This is a genomic window from Niallia sp. HCP3S3_B10 (assembly GCF_052064465.1).
Classification (GTDB): Bacteria; Bacillota; Bacilli; order Bacillales; family Cytobacillaceae; genus Niallia; species Niallia hominis.
The window spans coordinates 1-19,747 of the sequence record NZ_JBQHVO010000010.1 but is presented as its reverse complement, the minus strand read 5'-3'; the positions used below and the strand labels follow the sequence as shown (position 1 = coordinate 19,747).

21 protein-coding genes are annotated in these 19,747 nt (G+C 36.0%); 18 read left to right on the top strand and 3 right to left on the bottom strand.

Annotated elements, in window-relative coordinates:
- Positions 1 to 93: 93 nt before the first annotated feature.
- The 3 genes from ACTNDN_RS07175 to ACTNDN_RS07165 all read right to left on the bottom strand — a co-directional run bounded on the left by ACTNDN_RS07175 (position 94) and on the right by ACTNDN_RS07165 (position 5,338).
- Positions 94 to 3,036, bottom strand: a complete 2,943-nt coding sequence (locus tag ACTNDN_RS07175) for a SpoIID/LytB domain-containing protein (protein WP_016205201.1) — start codon at positions 3,034 to 3,036, stop codon at positions 94 to 96.
- Between the two features lie 484 nt (positions 3,037 to 3,520).
- Positions 3,521 to 4,582, bottom strand: a complete 1,062-nt coding sequence (locus ACTNDN_RS07170; RefSeq protein ID WP_251627619.1) for an LCP family protein — start codon at positions 4,580 to 4,582, stop codon at positions 3,521 to 3,523.
- Positions 4,583 to 4,705: 123 nt separating this feature from the next.
- On the bottom strand, positions 4,706 to 5,338 hold the full coding sequence (locus ACTNDN_RS07165) for a YigZ family protein (RefSeq protein WP_235250672.1): 633 nt from the start codon (positions 5,336 to 5,338) through the stop codon (positions 4,706 to 4,708).
- A 541-nt stretch (positions 5,339 to 5,879) separates the two neighbouring features.
- On the opposite strand from ACTNDN_RS07165, the gene ACTNDN_RS07160 reads away from it, so the two are divergent.
- From ACTNDN_RS07160 to ACTNDN_RS07075, 18 genes are all read left to right on the top strand, one after another.
- Positions 5,880 to 7,019: a sensor histidine kinase gene (locus ACTNDN_RS07160; RefSeq protein WP_031540587.1), complete on the top strand. Its 1,140-nt coding sequence runs from the start codon at positions 5,880 to 5,882 to the stop codon at positions 7,017 to 7,019.
- A 26-nt stretch (positions 7,020 to 7,045) separates the two neighbouring features.
- Positions 7,046 to 7,732, top strand: a complete 687-nt coding sequence (locus tag ACTNDN_RS07155; RefSeq protein ID WP_441131010.1) for a response regulator — start codon at positions 7,046 to 7,048, stop codon at positions 7,730 to 7,732.
- A gap of 213 nt (positions 7,733 to 7,945) precedes the next feature.
- Entirely contained in the window at positions 7,946 to 8,095 is a 150-nt protein-coding gene (sda, locus tag ACTNDN_RS07150; protein WP_251627618.1) for a sporulation histidine kinase inhibitor Sda, read from the top strand.
- Positions 8,096 to 8,243: 148 nt separating this feature from the next.
- On the top strand, positions 8,244 to 9,086 hold the full coding sequence (locus ACTNDN_RS07145) for a DegV family protein (RefSeq protein ID WP_441131009.1): 843 nt from the start codon (positions 8,244 to 8,246) through the stop codon (positions 9,084 to 9,086).
- Positions 9,087 to 9,290: 204 nt separating this feature from the next.
- Positions 9,291 to 9,452 carry a hypothetical protein gene (locus ACTNDN_RS07140; protein ID WP_441131008.1) on the top strand — a complete coding sequence of 54 codons (162 nt, stop codon included), beginning with the start codon at positions 9,291 to 9,293 and terminating at the stop codon, positions 9,450 to 9,452.
- A 23-nt stretch (positions 9,453 to 9,475) separates the two neighbouring features.
- Entirely contained in the window at positions 9,476 to 9,721 is a 246-nt protein-coding gene (locus ACTNDN_RS07135; protein ID WP_441131007.1) for a hypothetical protein, read from the top strand.
- Between the two features lie 282 nt (positions 9,722 to 10,003).
- Complete coding sequence (locus ACTNDN_RS07130) at positions 10,004 to 10,999, top strand: nuclease-related domain-containing protein (protein ID WP_441131006.1); 996 nt, start codon at positions 10,004 to 10,006, stop codon at positions 10,997 to 10,999.
- A complete protein-coding gene (locus ACTNDN_RS07125) occupies positions 10,999 to 12,498 on the top strand; it encodes a DEAD/DEAH box helicase (RefSeq protein WP_349204469.1) in 1,500 nt (499 codons plus the stop codon). Before ACTNDN_RS07130 ends, ACTNDN_RS07125 begins: the two co-directional genes overlap by 1 nt.
- The gene (locus tag ACTNDN_RS07120; protein ID WP_031540579.1) at positions 12,495 to 13,187 is read left to right on the top strand and encodes a ComF family protein; all 693 of its coding nucleotides are present in this window, start codon (positions 12,495 to 12,497) and stop codon (positions 13,185 to 13,187) included. The genes ACTNDN_RS07125 and ACTNDN_RS07120 overlap by 4 nt, the downstream gene beginning before the upstream one ends.
- Before the next feature lie 13 nt (positions 13,188 to 13,200).
- A complete protein-coding gene (locus tag ACTNDN_RS07115; protein WP_441131005.1) occupies positions 13,201 to 13,599 on the top strand; it encodes a TIGR03826 family flagellar region protein in 399 nt (132 codons plus the stop codon).
- Positions 13,600 to 13,795: 196 nt separating this feature from the next.
- Positions 13,796 to 14,062: a flagellar biosynthesis anti-sigma factor FlgM gene (gene flgM, locus ACTNDN_RS07110; protein WP_235252097.1), complete on the top strand. Its 267-nt coding sequence runs from the start codon at positions 13,796 to 13,798 to the stop codon at positions 14,060 to 14,062.
- Positions 14,063 to 14,232: 170 nt separating this feature from the next.
- A complete protein-coding gene (locus ACTNDN_RS07105; RefSeq protein WP_441131004.1) occupies positions 14,233 to 14,727 on the top strand; it encodes a flagellar protein FlgN in 495 nt (164 codons plus the stop codon).
- 13 nt (positions 14,728 to 14,740) lie between these two features.
- Positions 14,741 to 16,282, top strand: coding sequence for a flagellar hook-associated protein FlgK (gene flgK, locus ACTNDN_RS07100; RefSeq protein ID WP_441131003.1), 1,542 nt, complete (start codon positions 14,741 to 14,743; stop codon positions 16,280 to 16,282).
- A gap of 11 nt (positions 16,283 to 16,293) precedes the next feature.
- Complete coding sequence (flgL, locus tag ACTNDN_RS07095; RefSeq protein ID WP_154708630.1) at positions 16,294 to 17,184, top strand: flagellar hook-associated protein FlgL; 891 nt, start codon at positions 16,294 to 16,296, stop codon at positions 17,182 to 17,184.
- 105 nt (positions 17,185 to 17,289) lie between these two features.
- Positions 17,290 to 17,877, top strand: a complete 588-nt coding sequence (locus ACTNDN_RS07090; RefSeq protein ID WP_441131002.1) for a DUF6470 family protein — start codon at positions 17,290 to 17,292, stop codon at positions 17,875 to 17,877.
- 13 nt (positions 17,878 to 17,890) lie between these two features.
- Positions 17,891 to 18,340 carry a flagellar assembly protein FliW gene (gene fliW, locus ACTNDN_RS07085; RefSeq protein ID WP_441131001.1) on the top strand — a complete coding sequence of 150 codons (450 nt, stop codon included), beginning with the start codon at positions 17,891 to 17,893 and terminating at the stop codon, positions 18,338 to 18,340.
- A gap of 4 nt (positions 18,341 to 18,344) precedes the next feature.
- Positions 18,345 to 18,566, top strand: a complete 222-nt coding sequence (gene csrA, locus ACTNDN_RS07080; RefSeq protein ID WP_441131000.1) for a carbon storage regulator CsrA — start codon at positions 18,345 to 18,347, stop codon at positions 18,564 to 18,566.
- Positions 18,567 to 18,821: 255 nt separating this feature from the next.
- On the top strand, positions 18,822 to 19,747 hold a 926-nt coding region (locus tag ACTNDN_RS07075), incomplete at its 3' end, for a flagellin N-terminal helical domain-containing protein (RefSeq protein ID WP_441130999.1).

Below are 19,747 nucleotides of genomic sequence, written 5' to 3'. Positions count from 1 at the left end.
GACCCCCTTCAAGAATGAAGGAGGGTCTTTTGTTTTTTATGTAGTAAATAGAAAGGAAAGAAGTAAGGCTAGATTTGCCTTACTTCTTATTTATTATTTCACATTCTTTACGTATTGTACTGAAACATAGCCAGTAACTTTACCATATTTAATTTTATACCAAGCTCCGCTTTTTTCAAAAATTGTTATTTTCTTGTTATTAGGTATTGAACCGACTTTTTTGGATGACGCATTCGGCTTTTGTCTAATATTTAGATTTGTTGCCTTAACAGTCCCTGTCTTTACTTTATATAACGTAAACTTTTTAGTAGCTGTTTTTTTTAGCTTACTACCATTTACAGATTCAATAGATACAGTATAGCTTCCATCACTTGCATTGCCAACATTCCATGTATAAGAATGAATTCCTGCTTTTATGGACTTATTAGAAGCAAGGGTTTTGACGACTTTGTTTTTACCATTTACGATTTTTACAGTTGTTGTCGAAGCTTGGTTAACATGGAAGCTAACTTTGATTTTATTGCCAGATGTATCATAGCTCGTTTTCATCTCTTTAATGGTGGGAGCAATTGCTTTTTTTAAAGTGAATTTTTGATTAGCCGTTTTTTTCTGCCCACTAGTATTAGTAGAAGTGACTGAAACAGTATAGGTTCCATTATTAACTTTACTAACATCCCAGTTATAAGTTCTCGTACCAGTGGCAATTGATTGATTGTTTGCTAATGTTTTGATGACTTTATTTTTGTTGTCTTTAATTTGCACAGTAGTTTTGGTCGTTTGATTAACATTGAAACTAATTTTCATCTGGTTGTTACTTGCTGTATAGTTTGTCTTTATGTCTTTTATAGTAGGAGCAGTTGGCTTTTGTAAAGTGAATTTTTGAGTAGCTGTCTTTTTCTGTCCACTATTATTAGTTGAAGTTATTGCAACAGTATAGGTTCCATTATTAACTTTGCTAACATCCCAGTTATACGTTCTCGTACCAGCAGCCTTTGATTCATCACTAGCTAGCGTTTTAATTACTTTATTGTTGCTATCTTTCAATTCGACAGTTGTTTTTGCTGTTTGATCAACATGGAAACTAACTTTTACCTGGTTGTTACTTGCGGTATAGCTTGTTTTTATATCTTTAATAGAAGGAGCTACTATTTCTGCTTTTTTTAAAGTGAAATTTTGTTTAGCAGAACTTGATTTGCCAACACTATTAACAGATGTAATTTCTAGAGTATAGTTTCCGTTGTTGACATTTGATACATCCCAATTATACGAAGTTGTTCCAACAGCGATTGATTGATTGCTTGCTAATGTTTTGATAACTTTATTGTTGTTATCTTTTATTATTACAGTTGTTTTTGTTGGTTGGTTTCCTTTAAAGGAAACAACTATTCTGTTTGGATCTGAATCATATTTAGTGCTGATTGAACTAATAGTTGGTGCTTCTACTTTTGATACTTGAACAATGGCACTACTTGAAGTTGTTTGATTATTACTGTTTGTTGCTATAACTTCTGTTGTATAGCTTCCGTTGCTCCAACTTGAAGCATCAGCAGTGTAGGAGTAGCTACCTGCGTTTAAAGATTTGTTATTCAAAAGTGTTGATACGATTTTACCAGTGCTGTCTTTAATTCTTACTATGACAGTTGCTGCTTTATTGATATTGAATGATATTCTCACATTATCATTCGAGTTAACGAACGAAGCTTTTATATCTTTTATAACGGGAGCAGAAATATCAGTCTGTGTATATTCAGTAACTAGTTTAGCTCCAGGATAATAGAATGCTAGAATTTCATTGTATTTTTGTCCTGCCTTAGCACGATTATTTGCACCATATTGGCTCAAGCCAACTCCGTGACCGTACCCTTTTCCAGCAATGCTATGAGCAGTTGAATTAGAGGAGCTTTTTGTAATAAGATAACTTTTTACATTGTCTATTCCTATCATTGCTCTAACTCTTGATGCTGCAACATTCGTTTGTTTTACTTCTTGTAAAATTAGTTTTCCGTCTTTGTCTTTTATATCCTTCACGTAAAACTGAACCGTTATGGAACCTGTAGTTACACGTTTTGTGGAAGAAGGGTTATTAAAAGAAAGAGTTGGAATTGAGACAATCTTGATATCTTTATCTTTATACCCATTATTATTTAACCAAGTTTTAATAAGGGAGATAATTTTACTATCTTTTTCAGACGCATTTTTCCACCATGTATCTGGTTTAACTAAATCTTTGTCTTTCATGTCGATTTGCGTTTTTTGCAAGCTAAAATCCCAATTAAAGCTTGTATCATAAGGATCGAGTTCATTTTTTAGATATCCATATTCGTATCCCCAAACATTCTTAGCAGCCTCCATTACGCCACCATTACTTGCTGAGAATACGGCACTGATTAGTTTTCCATTATATTTTAAGACTTGTCCAGTAGTAGAATCTACAGCTTTATTGGAGTTAGGATGGGAATCAGTTAGTCCGCCATAAACTTGATGGTTTATAGTATCTGTGATTGTCTGACCACCATAATTCCAAGAATAAGTACGTGCTGCAACGGCTTGAGCTTTTAACGCTTCAAGATCCCATAAAGCTGGCATTTCTCGCGGAACAACCCCTTTAAGGTAATCTTCCATACCAACCGTATTAATTGGTCTAATATAGTTTTTGCCACTTATTGTTTCCATAATAAATTCAAAAGATCCTTTATATGAACGATTATTAATCGATAAGGAGCTGTCTGAGTCGGAAGAAGCTAGAGTAAAGGAAGTGGATTGATAAATAGATTTGCTTCCTTGATACAATTTTAGTTGAGATTGCTCTAATTTAAGGATATATTCTGTGTTGCTGTTTAAAGAAACTTTGCCATCAATGGTTTTATAGGTTCCGGATGGTTTAAGAGTAACTTGTGTTTTATTTCCGAGGTAATTCTTAAGTTTTACATGTACTTGTGGTTCGTTAACACTAGCATAGGCATTATGTTCGAAAATTGGCAGTATAGAAATCAGTAAAACAAATGAAAGCAACATGGATAGTAATTTTTTTAACATCTTTTTCTCCTTCATACATTAGTAATAAACTATGAATCTAGTAAAAAAATCTAATACTTTAGACCCCGTTACAATTAATTAGAATTATACCAAATTTTAATGTAGGTGAAAGAAATACTTAAAAATTATGTCTTTTTACCTAAAATAAGGGACTAATATGATTCTATCATAATAGCATGTTGTGTTAGTATGGATAATTATGGTGAATATCTAATAGAGAATATAATAAGTAGAATTAATGGTTAGATAAATAAGTAGGGGGAATTTTAGATAGGAAAAATATAGAACAAAATATAGAATTATTATCTTCTATTAGTTTAGTGACAAATTTCTTAATTTGAAAAGTAGATATTCATTCGGTTAACAATCTTTCTAAATAATATATTGGGAAAGATGAGGGAAGTACATTAGGCTTATCTTCTATTGAATCGAATAAACCAAAAAACATACACCAATGAAAATTGGTGTATGTCAGATATAGTGATTAGTTTAAAGTGGAGGAATCCGTTGTTGAATCTGTTTCTGTTTCAGTAGAGTTTTTAGAGTCTGATAAGAAACTGCTATTTAGACCTAAATGCTGCTGAAGGACAGATTTTGTCTCCGCTAATGCTGTTTCATCTAATTGATAAATATATTTACCATCTACACGGCCATCCGTACCCGCGAGTGTAAGTGTTTCTACTTGTAAACCGTTATCGGCAGTTGCATAAGCAATTAAGGACTGCATATCGCTGAATGATAGGTCTGTTGTCATATTGCTTCCGACCGCTTCCATTACTTTTGAATATTTTGTTATCCCTTCAACAGAGATCGCTTTTTTCATGATTGCTTGCATGATTAACTGTTGTCTTTTTCCACGCTCAATGTCGTTATCAATTTTTCTTGTTCTAGCAAGGGCAAGTGCTTCTTCTCCGTCCAATTCTTGATATCCTTCTTCTAGATGGATAGCTCCTGCTTTATCTTTTGAGTTTTGCTCTGTAAAAGTAACTGGAACATCGACATCAATACCACCTAAAGCATCAACAACATCCATGAAAGCGTCAAAGTTCATTTTTACATAATAGTCAATTGGAATCTCTAGTAAATTTTCTACAGTATCTAAAGTAGATGTAACTCCGCCAAAATAATGTGCATGGGTAATTTTATCTTTATAGCCGCGTTCAGGAATATATACATAAGAATCACGTGGAATGCTTAGTAATTTAACGGACTTTTCTTTCTCATTTAAAGTAGCAACCATTAAGGCATCGGAACGAGAACGTGTTGTTCCAGATTGACTTGATCTCTTTTCGCTGTCGTCTACTCCAATAAATAAAATGGAAACATCGTCGATATCTGGGTCCACTCTAGTTTCCCTTTTTGTATCACGATCAATTGGTTCATATGAATCATCTGCAACTGATTTTGCTTTTGAATAGAGGGTTGCTCCATAACCAATGCCTGCTAAAATAATAACAAGCAGAGGAACGAAAATAAAAAGTTTTACTTTTTTTCGTTTCTTTTTCTTATTATCCTTTATATATGTTTCTCTTGATTTATTTGCCATAAGTTTCTCCTTTGTAAATAAAAAATACCACCAAAAGCTATATACTATATTAACGATAAATATCGGTTCCGTAAATTAGCATTTTTTGGCTATATTAGGTATTTCTTTGTATGGTGAAAAAAATTAAATAAAATTTTCTGCATAAATCTTTTCTTTGTCTGTCATAATACCTTGTCCATTCGTTAAGTCTGTTATCCACGCTTTGTAGTTTTCGATTTGATCTGAATCTACAAAGACTTCGATTTCAACCTTTTCTAAATAGTGAATGTCTTTGATTTGATAGTTTGAGGACCGTAATTCATTTTCCATTTTACCAAGTAAAGGATACTCGATGGAAACACTGATTATTTGCTTTAATTTTCTTTCGATGATGCCTACGTTTGTCAAGCCTTCTGAGGTTGTTTTTCCATAAGCGCGAATAAGGCCTCCAGCACCAAGCTTGATCCCACCAAAATACCTTGTTACAACAACGGTAGTATCTTTTAGACCTTTTTTCTTGAGCACCTCAAGAATGGGTACTCCTGCTGTGCCACTTGGTTCTCCGTCATCATTTGCCTTTTGAATTTGGTCATGCTCTCCAATTAAGTAAGCAGAACAATTATGTGTTGCGTCTTTATGTTTTTTCTTTATTTCTCCTATGAAAGCCTGTGCAGCTTCTTCTGTTTCTGTTCGCGCAATATGTGCAATAAACCGCGATTTTTGTATAATTAGCTCGTATTCTCCGTAGCTAGGCACAGTTAGATAGGAAGGAAGCATACTGAAAGCTCCTTTCATTATGTCTTTATAACCGTCCGTTGTTTAAAGTGCGATTAATTTTTTCTATCTATAAAGACGGGTGTATCGATTAAGCTTTTCGAAAAAAAACAGGAAAATCGATAATTAGTCTTATTTCATTATAATTCGACAAGGTCTATTCTTCAATTATTGTAATCAAATCTTAATATAGTGATTTAGCAAGCGTGATATAATAAGTAAAACTCCATGCTCGAAAAGACCCGCTACATATGGAATGGGCTATTCTACATGGAGCGGCTTGTGTTCATGTTCTAACCTATATATATTTCTTTTTCTTTGTTTTTCGTTTAGAATAGGATAAAATTATATTAGCGAATTTTTACATACTTTTTCACAGCAATCTTTGGAATTGTTAGGTCTTAAGACATGGTTTTGAACAGGGGGATATGTGTCTAAATAACGATTTTCATTTATTTTATAATGAATTATACATATTATTAACTTTCAAGCTAAAATAAGAATGGATGTTGGAAGGGTTTTAGCCTTTTTGGAGGAATTATATATGTTAATAAGGAAATTTGACACAAAAACGTTAGATTATATTGTGGAACAAATGATTCAGACTGTTGGTTCCAGCAAGGACGAAATTTTTCGTATCGGAGAACAATGTCGACAAGATTATGAAACCCTTACCGAAGAATTAAAAGAAATGAAAGTACTTGTGTTAGAAACGATAGAAAAAGGAGACGAGTTAGAAATCCAGTCTCGATTTGCTCGTAAGCGCTTGTCAGAAGTAAGTAAGCATTTTAATGAATACTCAGAAGCGGAAGTAAGAGAAGCTTATGAAAGAGCACATACGTTGCAAATGGATTTAAGCATGAATCGGCATCTTGAAAAGCAATATCGTGAGCGCAGAGATGATTTGGAACGCCGATTGTTAGGACTAGATGAAACAATCGAGAGGGCTGAGCATCTGGTTACGCAAATTTCTGTCGTCATGAATTATTTGGTTAGTGATTTGAAACAGGTTGGCGAAGTAATAGAAGACGCCAAGCAAAAGCAGGATTTTGGCCTGAAAATTATCGGTGCCCAGGAAGAAGAGAAAAAGCGACTTTCTCGGGAGATACACGATGGACCAGCTCAAATGATGGCAAATGTTATGATGCGTTCTGATTTAGTGGAAAGAATATATAAAGAGCGTGGTGCAAAAGAGGCGTTTGAAGAAATCAGAAATTTAAAAGTTATGGTTCGAAGCGCGTTATATGAAGTAAGAAGAATTATTTACGATCTTCGCCCGATGGCTTTAGATGATTTGGGCCTCATTCCAACGTTGAAAAAATATCTGAAAACAATAGAAGAGTATCATGAATCGACAAAAATCGAGTTTGCCACAATAGGGAAGGAAGCAAGACTTCCAAGTAAATATGAAGTTGCACTTTTTCGGTTAGTTCAAGAATCCGTACAAAATGCTTTAAAGCACGCAGAAGCATCTAATATTACGGTAAAAGTAGAATTACGAAGAGATCAAATTATCGTCTTAGTTAAGGATAATGGGAAAGGATTCGATAAGAATCAGAAGAAGGAAGAATCCTTTGGCTTAATTGGGATGCGAGAAAGAGTACAACTCCTTGATGGAGAAATAACCATTGATTCCAAACTCGGGGTTGGAACCATTGTTATGATCAACGTTCCTATTAGATGATAAAGAAAAAAAGGGAGGCGGAGCAGTTGACTACAAAGATAGTTATTATTGATGATCACCAATTGTTTAGAGAAGGGGTAAAAAGAATTCTTGACTTCGAATCAAGTTTCGAGGTTGTAGCTGAAGGAGATGATGGCACACAAGCCATTCAGCTAATCGAAGAATACCAACCAGACGTAACCATCATGGATATAAACATGCCTTCTATCAATGGAGTAGAGGCAACAAGACAATTATTAGAGAAATTTCCTGAAACAAAGGTCATTATTTTATCCATACACGATGATGAAAACTACGTAACACATGCCCTAAAAACAGGAGCAAGCGGCTATCTGTTAAAAGAAATGGATGCAGATGCACTAATTGAAGCTGTTAAAGTAGTTGCAGATGGAGGTTCTTATCTTCATCCGAAAGTAACGCATAATTTAGTAAATGAATATCGTCGTTTAGCATTAGAAAATGTTTATTCAGATGAACATCATGTACAAGTAGTAGAAATTAGAAGACCATTACATTTATTAACGAGACGTGAATGCGAAGTTTTACAGCTTCTGGCAGATGGAAAAAGTAACCGAGGAATCGGCGAAGCACTATTTATTAGTGAAAAAACGGTTAAAAACCATGTAAGTAATATTTTGCAAAAAATGAATGTAAATGACCGTACACAAGCAGTGGTTGTTGCGATTAAAAACGGTTGGGTAGAAGTTCGTTAAAAAGAAAGGAGTTACCTGAATCACTAGATGGTTTGAGGAGCTCCTTTTTATTTTTAAAATAAAAGGAAGACTCCTTTTCTTAATCTGAAAATTACTACTTATTTGTTGGAAATCTGTCATAAAATTCTGCGAGTTGTAGGTGTTTTCACCTATATTTTTATTGCAATTCTTGATAAGATAAGTATAAATTTCTTTAGTGATGGGAGGATTGCAATGAATGGAATAAACAGAATTTCGGATCCAGCCCTATTAAAAGCATATACAGATGCTGTAAAGTTAGAGCTAGCGGAAGAGTTCATCATGATCCTCCTTGCTGAACTAAAAAGAAGGAATCTTCCAGTTCCTCACTCCTCTCCAAAATAAGATCTGTTGCTTTATTTATCCTGCCTTTTAAATTTCCATATTAATTCCTCTTTTTGTGCATTATAATAGAGTTAATAAATAATGCAAGTAAACTCTTTTTTAGTTAAAATGATAGACAAACGAATAGATAAGGAAGGTAATTAATTGGATGAAAACAGCTATTGTTACAGATAGTACAGCTTATATTCCTCAAGAAGTGAGGGAAAAGTATAATATACATATGATTCCGTTGACGGTGATTCTCGGTGCAGAAGTGTATGAGGAAGAAAGAGATTTAACTGCTGCCGAATTTTATGAAGTAATTAAAACAAAGGAGCTGCCAACTACCTCTCAACCACCAATTGGAAAGTTTGTGGAGCTATTTGAAAAGCTAGCTGAAAAGTATGATGAAGTAATCAGCGTTCACTTATCAAGTGGAATAAGCGGTACATACCAAGGCGCTATTTCTGCGGGATCCATGGTGGAAGGATTGGAAGTATATGCATTTGATACAGAAGTGAGTTGTATGGTGCAAGGCTTTTATGCAATTGAAGCAGCAAAGTTGGTCCAAGAAGGGAAATCAGCAGCAGAAATAATCCCAATTCTAGATGAATTGAAAGAAACAAGCCATGCTTACTTTATGGTAGATGACTTGTCTAACCTTCAAAGAGGCGGACGCCTATCAAGTGCCCAAGCAATAATAGGAAGCCTCCTTCAAGTTAAACCATTACTTCATTTCAAAGATAAATTAATCGTCCCATTTGAAAAAATCCGCACAAAAAAAAGAGCAATGAAGCGCATTGTAGAGCTTTTGGGAGAAGCCACAAATGGTGACAGCTACTACGCCGTCATTATCCATGCTAATCGGGAAGAAGAGGCAAAAGAATGGAAAGCGGAACTAGAGAAAGAATTCCCAAACATTGAATTCTCATTAAGCTACTTTGGTGCTGTAATTGGAACCCATTTAGGTGAAGGTTCTATGGGTCTTGGGTGGATGAAGAAAAGAGAATAGAGTTATGTGAGATCCCGGTTCTTGGTGAGAATCGGGATTTTTTGTGTTGGTGGATTGATTGGGGTGCGGGTGAGTTGGAGTGGGGGGGTTGGAGGTAAGGGTGGGGAGTTGGAGGTAAAGGTGGGGAAGTTGCAAGTAAAAGTGGGGAAGTTGCAAGTAAAAGTGGGGAAGTTGCAAGTAAAAGTATAAAAGCTGCAAATAAAGGTGTTAAGCGCAAGCAAAAGTGAAGAAGTTGCAAGTAAAAGTGAGAAAGTCGCAAGTAAAGGTGAGAAAGTCGCAAGTAAAGGTGAGAAAGTCGCAAGTAAAGGTGGGGAAGTCGCAAGTAAAGGTGGGGAAGTCGCAAGTAAAGGTGTTAAGCGCAAGTAAAAGTGAGAAAGTCGCAAGTAAAAGTGAAGAAGTTGCAAGTAAAAGTGGGAAAGCCGCAAGTAAAGGTGGGGAAGCCGCAAGTAAAAGTGAAGAAGCTGCAAGTAAAAGTGAGAAAGTCGCAAGTAAAAGTGGAAAGCGCAAGTAAAGGTGGGGAAGCCGCAAGTAAAAGTGAAGAAGTTGCAAGTAAAAGTGTAAAAGCTGCAAGTAAAGGTGAAAAAGTTGCAAGTAAAAGTATAAAAGCTGCAAATAAAGGTGTTAAGCGCAAGTAAAAGTGAAGAAGCTGCAAGTAAAAGTGAAAAAGTTGCAAGTAAAAGTGAGAAAGTCGCAAGTAAAGGTGGGAAGCGTAAGTAAAAGTGAGAAAGCAGCAAGTAAAAGTAGAAAAGCCACAAGTAAGAGATCGAAAGCGAAAACTAAGACTGCCCCCATCATGCCCGTAAAAAAGCATCAAAATAAATTAACTCTTCAATAGCCCCAACATTTTTCTAAAATAAGCAGGAATTTTCGCCAAGCTCCAAGAATAATGCAATATAAAATGTAAAGGATGTGATTAATTGATTGTTAAACCAATTGAATATCCATATCGAGCGCTCCAATTAGAAGCTTTACTCTCTAGGATCAAGGCGAATCATCCTAATATTTCCTTGATTAATCAAGATTATCAATGGAAACTAGCTGGATACAGAGGAGAGAAAGCTGTTGACTTCCCACTTAGTTTTTTACCAGACGAGGAATATTTTATTCTTCATGATTTACGGCTTTGGGATGGAAAGCATTTTTTCCAAATTGATGTATTAATCCTCCATGCAAAATATGCGTTAATCATCGAGGTAAAAAACATAGTCGGTGAACTATACTTTGATACAGACTTGCATCAAATGATACGAATAAAAGGTGAGGAAAAAGAGGCCTTCCCAGATCCTATTCTTCAAGTGAATCGCCTAACAAGGCAACTCAAGACTTGGCTAGCGGTCCATCATTTCCCCAACATACCGATCTATCCCCTCGTTGTGTTTAGTAATACCAAGTCGATTTTACGCTTAACCCCAACTCAAATTCAAACCTTTAAAAATACTTTAATTCATAAAGAATATTTACCAGAATTAATTCCTAAACTAACTGCTTCTTACCAACCGACCTTCCTTCCATCAAATGAGAGAAAGAAATTGATCAAGGGGTTAAAAAGACAGCATACTCCTTTAGATACTGAGATTTTGCATAAATATCAGGTTGATAAAAAAGATATTATTACTGGTATAAAATGCGAAGGCTGCAATCAATTTTTGATGAAAAAACATATGCAACACTGGTATTGTACTGGGTGCAAACAGAAGGAACGTCAATTATTGATACCTAATTTAAAAGACTACTACTTTCTTTTCGGGGAACAGATTACCAATTCTCAACTTAGGGAATTTTTACAAATAGAATCTATATACACATCATCAAGAATACTAGCAAAATTAAACCTGAAAGTGACTGGAACGGGTAAAAAGACTGTCCATCACTTATCCTTAAACCTTTTTAAATCAGAAATAGGAGGAAACTAATGCGGTTTTATATAAAAGACAATCTGCTAATTCCTACTAAAACTAATCCCACACATGCTTACCGAATAGCAGATATTTCAAAAACTCAACTCAACAAACTTCCCCAAAAAGAAAATTACCCATTTAACCCATCTCTACAATCCACACTTCAAGGCAAGGCCTTACTACTTGATGAAATTCCTTTTTCCCAAGAAGAAATCCAAGCCCATTATGAAAATGGATATTGTTCTTACTTGAAGGGCATTGATAAAAATGCTCGCAATAAATATATGTGCAAACGATGTGGCAATGAGAATCAGGAGCTGTTTGCCAGTTTTCCATGTGCACGATGTAAAGTGATATGCACATATTGTCGCAATTGCATCATGATGGGAAGAATTAGTGAATGCACACCACTAATTACTTGGTGTGGGCCGCAGTTAAATCAAGATACTTCAGACAATGCTTTACAATGGAGCGGGACACTTTCCCCTGGACAGCAAGAAGCATCAGATAAAATGGTTTCTATTATTGAAAATAAATCTGAGCTTTTAATTTGGGCAGTGTGTGGAGCTGGCAAGACTGAGATACTTTTCAAGGGAATTGAAAAAGCATTGCAAAAAAATCAACGTGTTTGCATTGCTACTCCTCGTACTGATGTTGTCCTCGAATTGGCCCCTCGATTACAGGAAGTTTTCCCAAAGATAAAGGTTTTGCCTGTCTTTGGTGGCAGTGAAGATCGCCATCATTTTAGTCCACTCACAATAAGCACGACCCACCAGCTCTTTCGTTTTCAACAGGCATTTGATCTTGTTATTTTGGACGAGATGGATGCCTTTCCTTACTCTGTAGACAAATCGCTTCAGTATGCTGTGCAAAAGGCGAGAAAAGATCATTCCACGCTCATTTACTTAACGGCAACCCCTGATAAAAATTGGCAGGAAAAATGCAGACAAAACAAAATTGATTATGTTACGATTCCGGCGCGCTTCCATCAATTTCCGTTGCCTGTTCCAAACTTCCAGTGGTGTGGTAATTGGGAAAAGGGACTGAACAAGGACAAGCTCCCTACGCCAGTTGTTAATTGGATGCAAGAACGTGTTCTGCTGAATAAGCCAATGCTTTTATTTGTCCCGAAAATTCATTATATGGAAAAAGTAAAAATTCTTTTGCAATCAATAGTTGGCAGTTTAGAAACGGTTCATGCAGAAGACCCAGACAGAAAAGAAAAGGTGCAAAAAATGCGGAAGAAAGAGGTCGATTTGCTCATTACAACAACTATTTTAGAGAGAGGGGTTACTTTTCCAAATGTAGATGTTGCTGTGTTAGGGGCGGAAAATCAAATTTTCACAGAAAGTGCCCTTGTGCAGATTGCTGGGAGAGTTGGGCGAAAAAAAGAATTTCCTGATGGAACGATTACTTTTTTTCACTATGGAAAAACAAATAGCATGGTTTCTGCACGAAAACAAATTATGAAAAGCAATAAGGAAGCAAGGGAAAGGGGTATGCTTCTTCTATGATTTGTGTGATTTGCTTAACGCCTGTTACTCCTGATTTTAACTGGACATATCTTTTATCAAAAGAGCCAGAATGTTATTTATGCATAGGATGTAAGGAAAAGCTTCAAGTAATTATGGGAGAAACATGCCAGATTTGTGGTCGGCCCCTCGACCTGCTTGAAGCTGTTCATGTGGAGGAAGGAGTATGCCATGATTGCTGCAGATGGAATGAATCCACAGAATGGAAAGGAATACTGGAAGCAAATCAATCGTTATTTTTATATAATGATTTTTTGAAAGAAACAATCGCTCGGTTTAAGTATCGAGGGGATTTTCGAATAGCAGCATCCTTTGTTTCTTTTTTACCGAAGGATTTTGCAAAAAACAAGGTGGTAGTTCCCATTCCATTAAGTGAGGAACGGTTGTACGAGAGAGGATTTAATCAAGTAGAAGCAGTTCTTTTCTATGCTAAAGTCCCTTATTTGAACTGTATGGTCCGGTTACATAGTGAGAAACAATCGAAAAAAACAAGAAAAGAGCGATTGCAAATCGAAAATATTTTTAAACTAGAACAGAAAGAGTCGATTATGGCTCAAGATATTCTCCTCGTTGACGATATATATACTACAGGATCGACGTTACGAAATGCGGCGAAAGTATTAAAGGAAGCGGGAGCAAAGTCCATCACTTCCTTTACGATTGCAAGATGAGGAGGAACCATGGATGGCAGAACTGGGAAATTGTCCACAATGTGGAGATATTTATGTGTTAAATAATATTCGTGATGTGTGTCTAAATTGTTATAAGGAAGAAGAAGCAGATTTCGAAAAGGTCTACCAATTTATTCGAAAAAAACAGAACCGCACAGCGCAAATGGAGGAAGTAGTAGAAGCGACGGGTGTACAAAAAACGCTGATATATAAATTTATAAAAAAAGGCAGAATTAAGCTTGCTCAATTTCCTAATCTTGGATACCCTTGTGCAAAGTGTGGAACGATTATTCGCGAAGGAAAGCTTTGTCAGCCATGTATGACAGGAATACAGAGTGACTTGCATGTCATTGAAAAAGAAGAAGAACGAAAAAAAGAGTTAGAAAAAAGGAACACGTATTTTACTCGATAAACAAAGCGCCGATTCCCTTCGGCGCAACCTACAACCTACTATCCCCTCTAGGAAGATATTCATATAAGCTATTTGAAAAGTAGTTATTTTGGCGTATTTTTATAAAAGTAGAAGGAAATGTTTAAATAAAATGCTAATCATCCGATACTAGTAATAAGAATAAAACTTGTACGGGAAAGAAAGCGAGGAATACACAATGAAAATCAATAATTTTGGGACACAGGGCATTAACCCATATAAAAAAGTAAACAAAGTCGAACAATCCAATAAAGCGGAAGGAACAAAGGGAGCAGATAAAGTGGAAATTTCTGCAGCCGCAAAAGAACTACAGCAAGTTTCCCAAGTTTCTGCAGCCCGCACGGAGAAAATTGACGCACTAAAGAAACAAGTGCAAAGTGGTGCATATGAAGTAAATCCACAGGATGTAGCAAAAAGCATCTTGAACTTTTATTCCAAAAACTAATTCATCCATAAAGGTTGTTTTCTAAAAGCTTGTTGCTTTTTCAATAGAGGTATATTCTCTAAGCCTTAATACACGTAAACTCCCATGGAAAGCGAAGTATATTCAGGCTGCGTGCGGGTTATAACAACAAACTTTACTGAAACAACTTTCATATAAAAAGGAGGGCTAACATGTCAGCTACATTATTAATGCAGACGTTAGACAAGCTTGTAAAACTTCATGAAAGTTTACATGAAGTGGCAAAAAAGAAGACGGAAATAATTAAGGTTGGCGATATGGAAGCCCTTCAGCAAATAATGAAGGATGAACAAGCTCATATAATGAGTATCCAAAAGCTAGAAGAAGCAAGGATGACCATCTCGAAACGAATTGTTGTCAATGTTCCAGATCCTTCTGTGATGGATTGCGTCAAGCATCTTGATTCTGAAGCTGCGGCGAATATAGCTGGAATTGCCAATCAACTAAAAGAAATCATCATGGATTTAAAAGAAACAAATTCATTGAATCAACAGCTTCTTCAGCAATCCATGCAATTTGTCAATATTTCCTTAAATTTATTTAAGCCGACGCAGAAAAGCATGAATTATGGTAAGCCGAGCGGCAATAATATTCGTACAAACACGATTGGGAAACAAGGAAATAGCATTTTAAATATTAAGGCATAATGGGGGAAAGAAAATGGCTTCAACGTTTATGGGATTAGAAACCGCAAGACGTGGACTGACTGCACAACAAAGTGCTTTATATACGACAGGAAATAATATCGCAAATGCAAATACACTTGGCTACACTCGGCAAAGAGTGGATTTGCAGCAATCACAAAGCTTTCCATCTGTAGGGCAAAATGCTCCGATGATACCAGGTCAAATGGGAACAGGAGTGGAAGCTGGCTCCGTTGTACGTGTGAGAGAAACATTTCTTGATACACAGTATCGCTCAGAATCCAGCAAGCTTGGTTACTGGGAAAATCGTGCTGCAGCATTAAGTGATTTGGAAACGATTATGAACGAGCCTTCAGATTCTGGTTTAGCTGCAGCGATGGATTCTTTCTGGGAATCTCTACAAGACATGGCCGTTGACCCACAAAATGCAGGCGCTCGTGCTGTTGTTCGTCAGCGCGGTATTGCTGTTGCAGAAACATTTAACTACTTACATCAAACCGTTTCAGCAGAAAAAGCAGATGCAAAAAATGAATTAGGCGTATCGGAAAAAGCAATGAATACTTTGCTTTCACAGCTTGACCAAATAAATAAGCAGATTGGCAGTGTGGAACCAAATGGCTATTTGCCAAATGATTTATATGATAAAAGAGATAGCATCCTTGATGAATTATCCCAATATGCCAACATTAAAGTTAGCTACGAGGCTTCAGGCGGAAATGCTTTAGCACAAGCAGAAGGAAAAGCAGTAGTAACTTTAGTGGATGACAGTGGAAATGCTCTTGGTACCTTAGTGGATACGGATGGTGTCCATCAAATAAAAGTAAACCACAATGTGGATGATACAGCTGTTGAGTCGATTTCTATTGGCGATACAGTAATTGACATTAATAACTTCAATTCTACTGGAAAATTAAAGAGTGTCGTAGAATCCTATGGTTACAAGGATGAAAATGGACAATTAGCAGGAATATATAATGATATGTTAACAGAATTAGATAATCTTGCTTATACGTTTGCAACAGAATTTAACAAGGTGCATGAAGAAGGTTTGAGCCCCAATGAAATAACTGATGGGGACCAGGCGATTTCTTTCTTTGCCGATTCGGAAAGTGGAAGCATTGGAGAGCGAGAAGGCTTTGCAAGTAGAATCACGATTTCAGAAGATATTAAGAATAGCTTAGATAATATTGTAAATGCTGATCCATCTAATCCAACACTGGGGGATGCAACCTATGTGAGCAAATTAGCAGACATCTTCAATAATAATTATGATTATGGCAATAACTCAGAGCAGTCTAATTTCCGCAACTATTTTGAAGGAGTTATTGGAAGTATGGCAGTAAGCGCACAAGAGGCGAATAAGATGACTGCTAATTCTGCTACACTTCAACAAACAGTTGATAACAGACGAATGAGTGTGAGCTCTGTTTCGTTAGATGAAGAAATGAGCAATATGATCCAATTCCAGCAAGCATATAATGCATCTGCAAGAATGGTTACCGTAATGGATGAAATGTTAGACAAAATTATTAACGGCATGGGTGTCGGTGGAAGATAGGTGAATAAATAATGCGTGTTACACAATCAATGGTTTCAGCAAACTCCCTTCGAAATATTAGCAATAGCTATAATAAATTAGCAGAACTAAATAATCAGGTTGCAACCGGTAAAAAAATCACAAAGCCATCTGACGATCCAGTAGTTGCAATGAAAGGAATGTACTTCCGATCCAATTTAAATCAAGTCGAACAGTACAAGCGAAATCTTTCAGAGTTACATTTATGGATGGATAATTCCGAGGCGGGAATTGAACAGGCAACAAGCGGGTTGGATCGCGTACGCGAACTTTTACTGCAAGGAAAAAATGGTACAAATGGTATTGATGAAAGATCTGCAATCGCAAAAGAAATTGCCCAGATTAAAGACGATTTAGTGAATGTTGCTAATACACAAGTTAATGGAAAATACATTTTCCATGGTACGGATGTATCCAATCCGTTAGTAACGAGTGGTTCACCTCCTACTGTAGCAGCAAATATCAATGAACCAGCAATTGATAATTATGGGGTTGAAGTTTCTCAAGGAATTACAATGAAGGCAAATGTTAGTCCGGCTAGTACATTTAATCAAGAGATGTTTGATGTATTACAAGGAATTGAAGATAAATTCAATAGTAATGAAACAGAAGGATTAGACGATTTATTAGGTCGGCTTGATAATGTTATTAACTCAATGAACAGTGAAAGAGCAGAGCTTGGCGCTCGCTCCAATCGCTTGGAAATGGTAGAAGCGAGAATTGATGCACAGGAAGTAATGGCAACAAAGGTACTTTCTGATAATGAAGATGTCGATATGGAAAAGGCAATTACTGATTTATCTGTTCAGGAAAGTGTTCATAATGCAGCATTGGCAGTTGGCGCAAGATTGATTCAAACGTCTTTAATTGATTTCTTAACATAAAAATGGAAGGAGGCAAGCCTGACTATTGTTTTGGTCTGATGGTTTGGCTCCTATTTAATTATGTTTAAAGTTTAAAATAATAAAGCACAAAAGGATGTGAAGAGTATGTTTCCGCAAATTAGATTACAATCGACACCTGCACGTTTGGATATGTCTGTAGATAAGGGGTCATTAGAGATTCGACAAAAACAGGCAGAATTAGAGATAGAACAGCCAAAAGCAGAGTTAACGATTGAAAGAAGACCGTCCCAATTAACGATTGATCAGACAAAGGCAAGGGAAGATGTTGGCTATAAAAGTGTGCCCCGGATGATTGAAGATGCTGCGGCAGAGGGAAAGCAGGCGGTGATGGAAGGGATAGCAAGAAGAGGACAAGAGCGCGATGAATTGCTACAAATCCAAAATGGTGGAAACCCTATTGCTGCCCAGGCTAAAAGAAATAGTCAAGGAAGTCCGAAACAATTTGGCATAGGTTGGATTCCTTCTTCAAATAGTGTGAAAATCAATTATGATCCAGGAGAAGTGAACGTTTCGATTGAACCGAAAAAAGCAATTATTAATACTAAAATGAACAATCCAGAAATTAATTACACCCCTTCCAAAGTAAATATCCAACTAGCACAATATCCATCTTTAGAGATAGACTTTGAAAATTTAAAGTATATTGGGGTAAACTATGAACAATACATATAAAGGAATGATGTAAGTGAAAATTGCGACGAAATATCATGGTGAGAAAGAAATAAGAGATAAAGAAGTTATTACATTTCCTCAAGCAATTCCTGGATTTCCTGAAGAAAAGGAATTTGTTCTATTACCCCTTGATGAGGAAGGACAATTTATTGTCTTACAATCGGTGGGAAATCAGCAATTAGCTTTTGTGCTGTCCAATCCATTTACCTTTTTTCAGGATTATGATTTTACATTAGAAGATCATATTGTCGAGCTATTGGAATTAGAATCAGAAGAAGAAGTCCAAGTTTTTTCTATATTAACTGTTCAAGATCCATTTGAAATGACAACAGCAAATTTGCAAGCACCAATCATAATTAATAGTAAGAAAAACATTGCAAAACAAGTAATTTTAAATGAACCGAATTATCATACAAAACACCCGTTATTTGAAAAATCAAAACCAATATTGGTGAAGGGGTGATTCAATGTTAGTACTTACAAGGAAAAAAGGTGAGGTAATAAAAATTGGGGATGATATTGAAATCACTATTATTGCATCTAAGGGAGAACAAGTAAAAATCGGTATTTCAGCCCCAAAGAGTGTAGAAATATATCGTAAAGAAGTATATGAAGAAATTATTGCAGAAAATCAACAGGCATCTGTGGATGTTGCAACAGTTATGGATTTGTTTAAAGGGAATAATTGAATTAGATATTTATTAGATAAAATGGCGTAGCTGAAAGGGGCTATGCTTTTTCTTTGTTAAAGACTCTATAAAAATAGCTATCTCTAAAATCTTTTTATAAAAAATAAAAAATATTATCAAAAAACTATTAAACTTTGAATAGCAGAGACGATATATAAAGTAAGAGAGGGAAGGGCGGCCGACCTTCCTAACTCCAATAAAAATGATCATGTTCACAAGGATGTGAACACCTAAATTCAAGGAGGAAAACAAACAATGAGAATTAATCATAATATTGCTGCATTGAACACTTATCGTCAGTTGAATACTGCATCAACTGCACAATCTAAATCAATGGAGAAATTATCTTCTGGTTTACGTATTAACAAAGCTGGAGATGATGCAGCGGGTCTAGCAATCTCTGAAAAAATGCGTGGACAAATTCGTGGTTTAGATATGGCTTCTAAGAACTCACAAGATGGTATTTCAATGGTACAAACAGCAGAGGGAGCTTTAAATGAAACACATGATATCCTTCAACGCATGCGTGAATTAGCTACTCAAGCTGCAAATGATACAAATACTACTGATGACCGTGGAGAAATCCAGAAAGAAATTAACCAATTAACTTCTGAAATTAACCGAATTGGTAATACAACAGAGTTTAATACAAAGAAATTATTAAATGGTGGTACAGGTGGAGCCGGTGGCACAGGTGGAAAAGTAGCAGCAGAAATGACTAGTACACTAGCATCAACAAACGACATGACTAGTGCAGATGCAACCCTAGATATTACAATTGATGGTAAAAAGTATAGCTTAGATAAAACTGCTGTAAATTCTATGGGAGATATGACTGATACAACAAAGATTCTTGATGCATTAAAAGGTGCAAAGGATGCAGATGGAAAAGCAATTACTGATGCTGCTGATATCTCAATTACAAGCGGTAAATTAACGATTACCTCTAAAACGGCTGGTTCAGATTCTCAGGTTAAAATTGAAACTGGTGGTACAGATGCAGCGAAATTAGCAACAGACTTAGGTATTACTTCTGGAGATGAGGAAAAAGGTTTAGACGCACCTTCTGCCGGTACCATTACAGGTACATTAGCATCAACAAACGACATGACTAGTGCAGATGCAACCCTAGATATTACAATTGATGGTAAAAAGTATAGCTTAGATAAAACTGCTGTAAA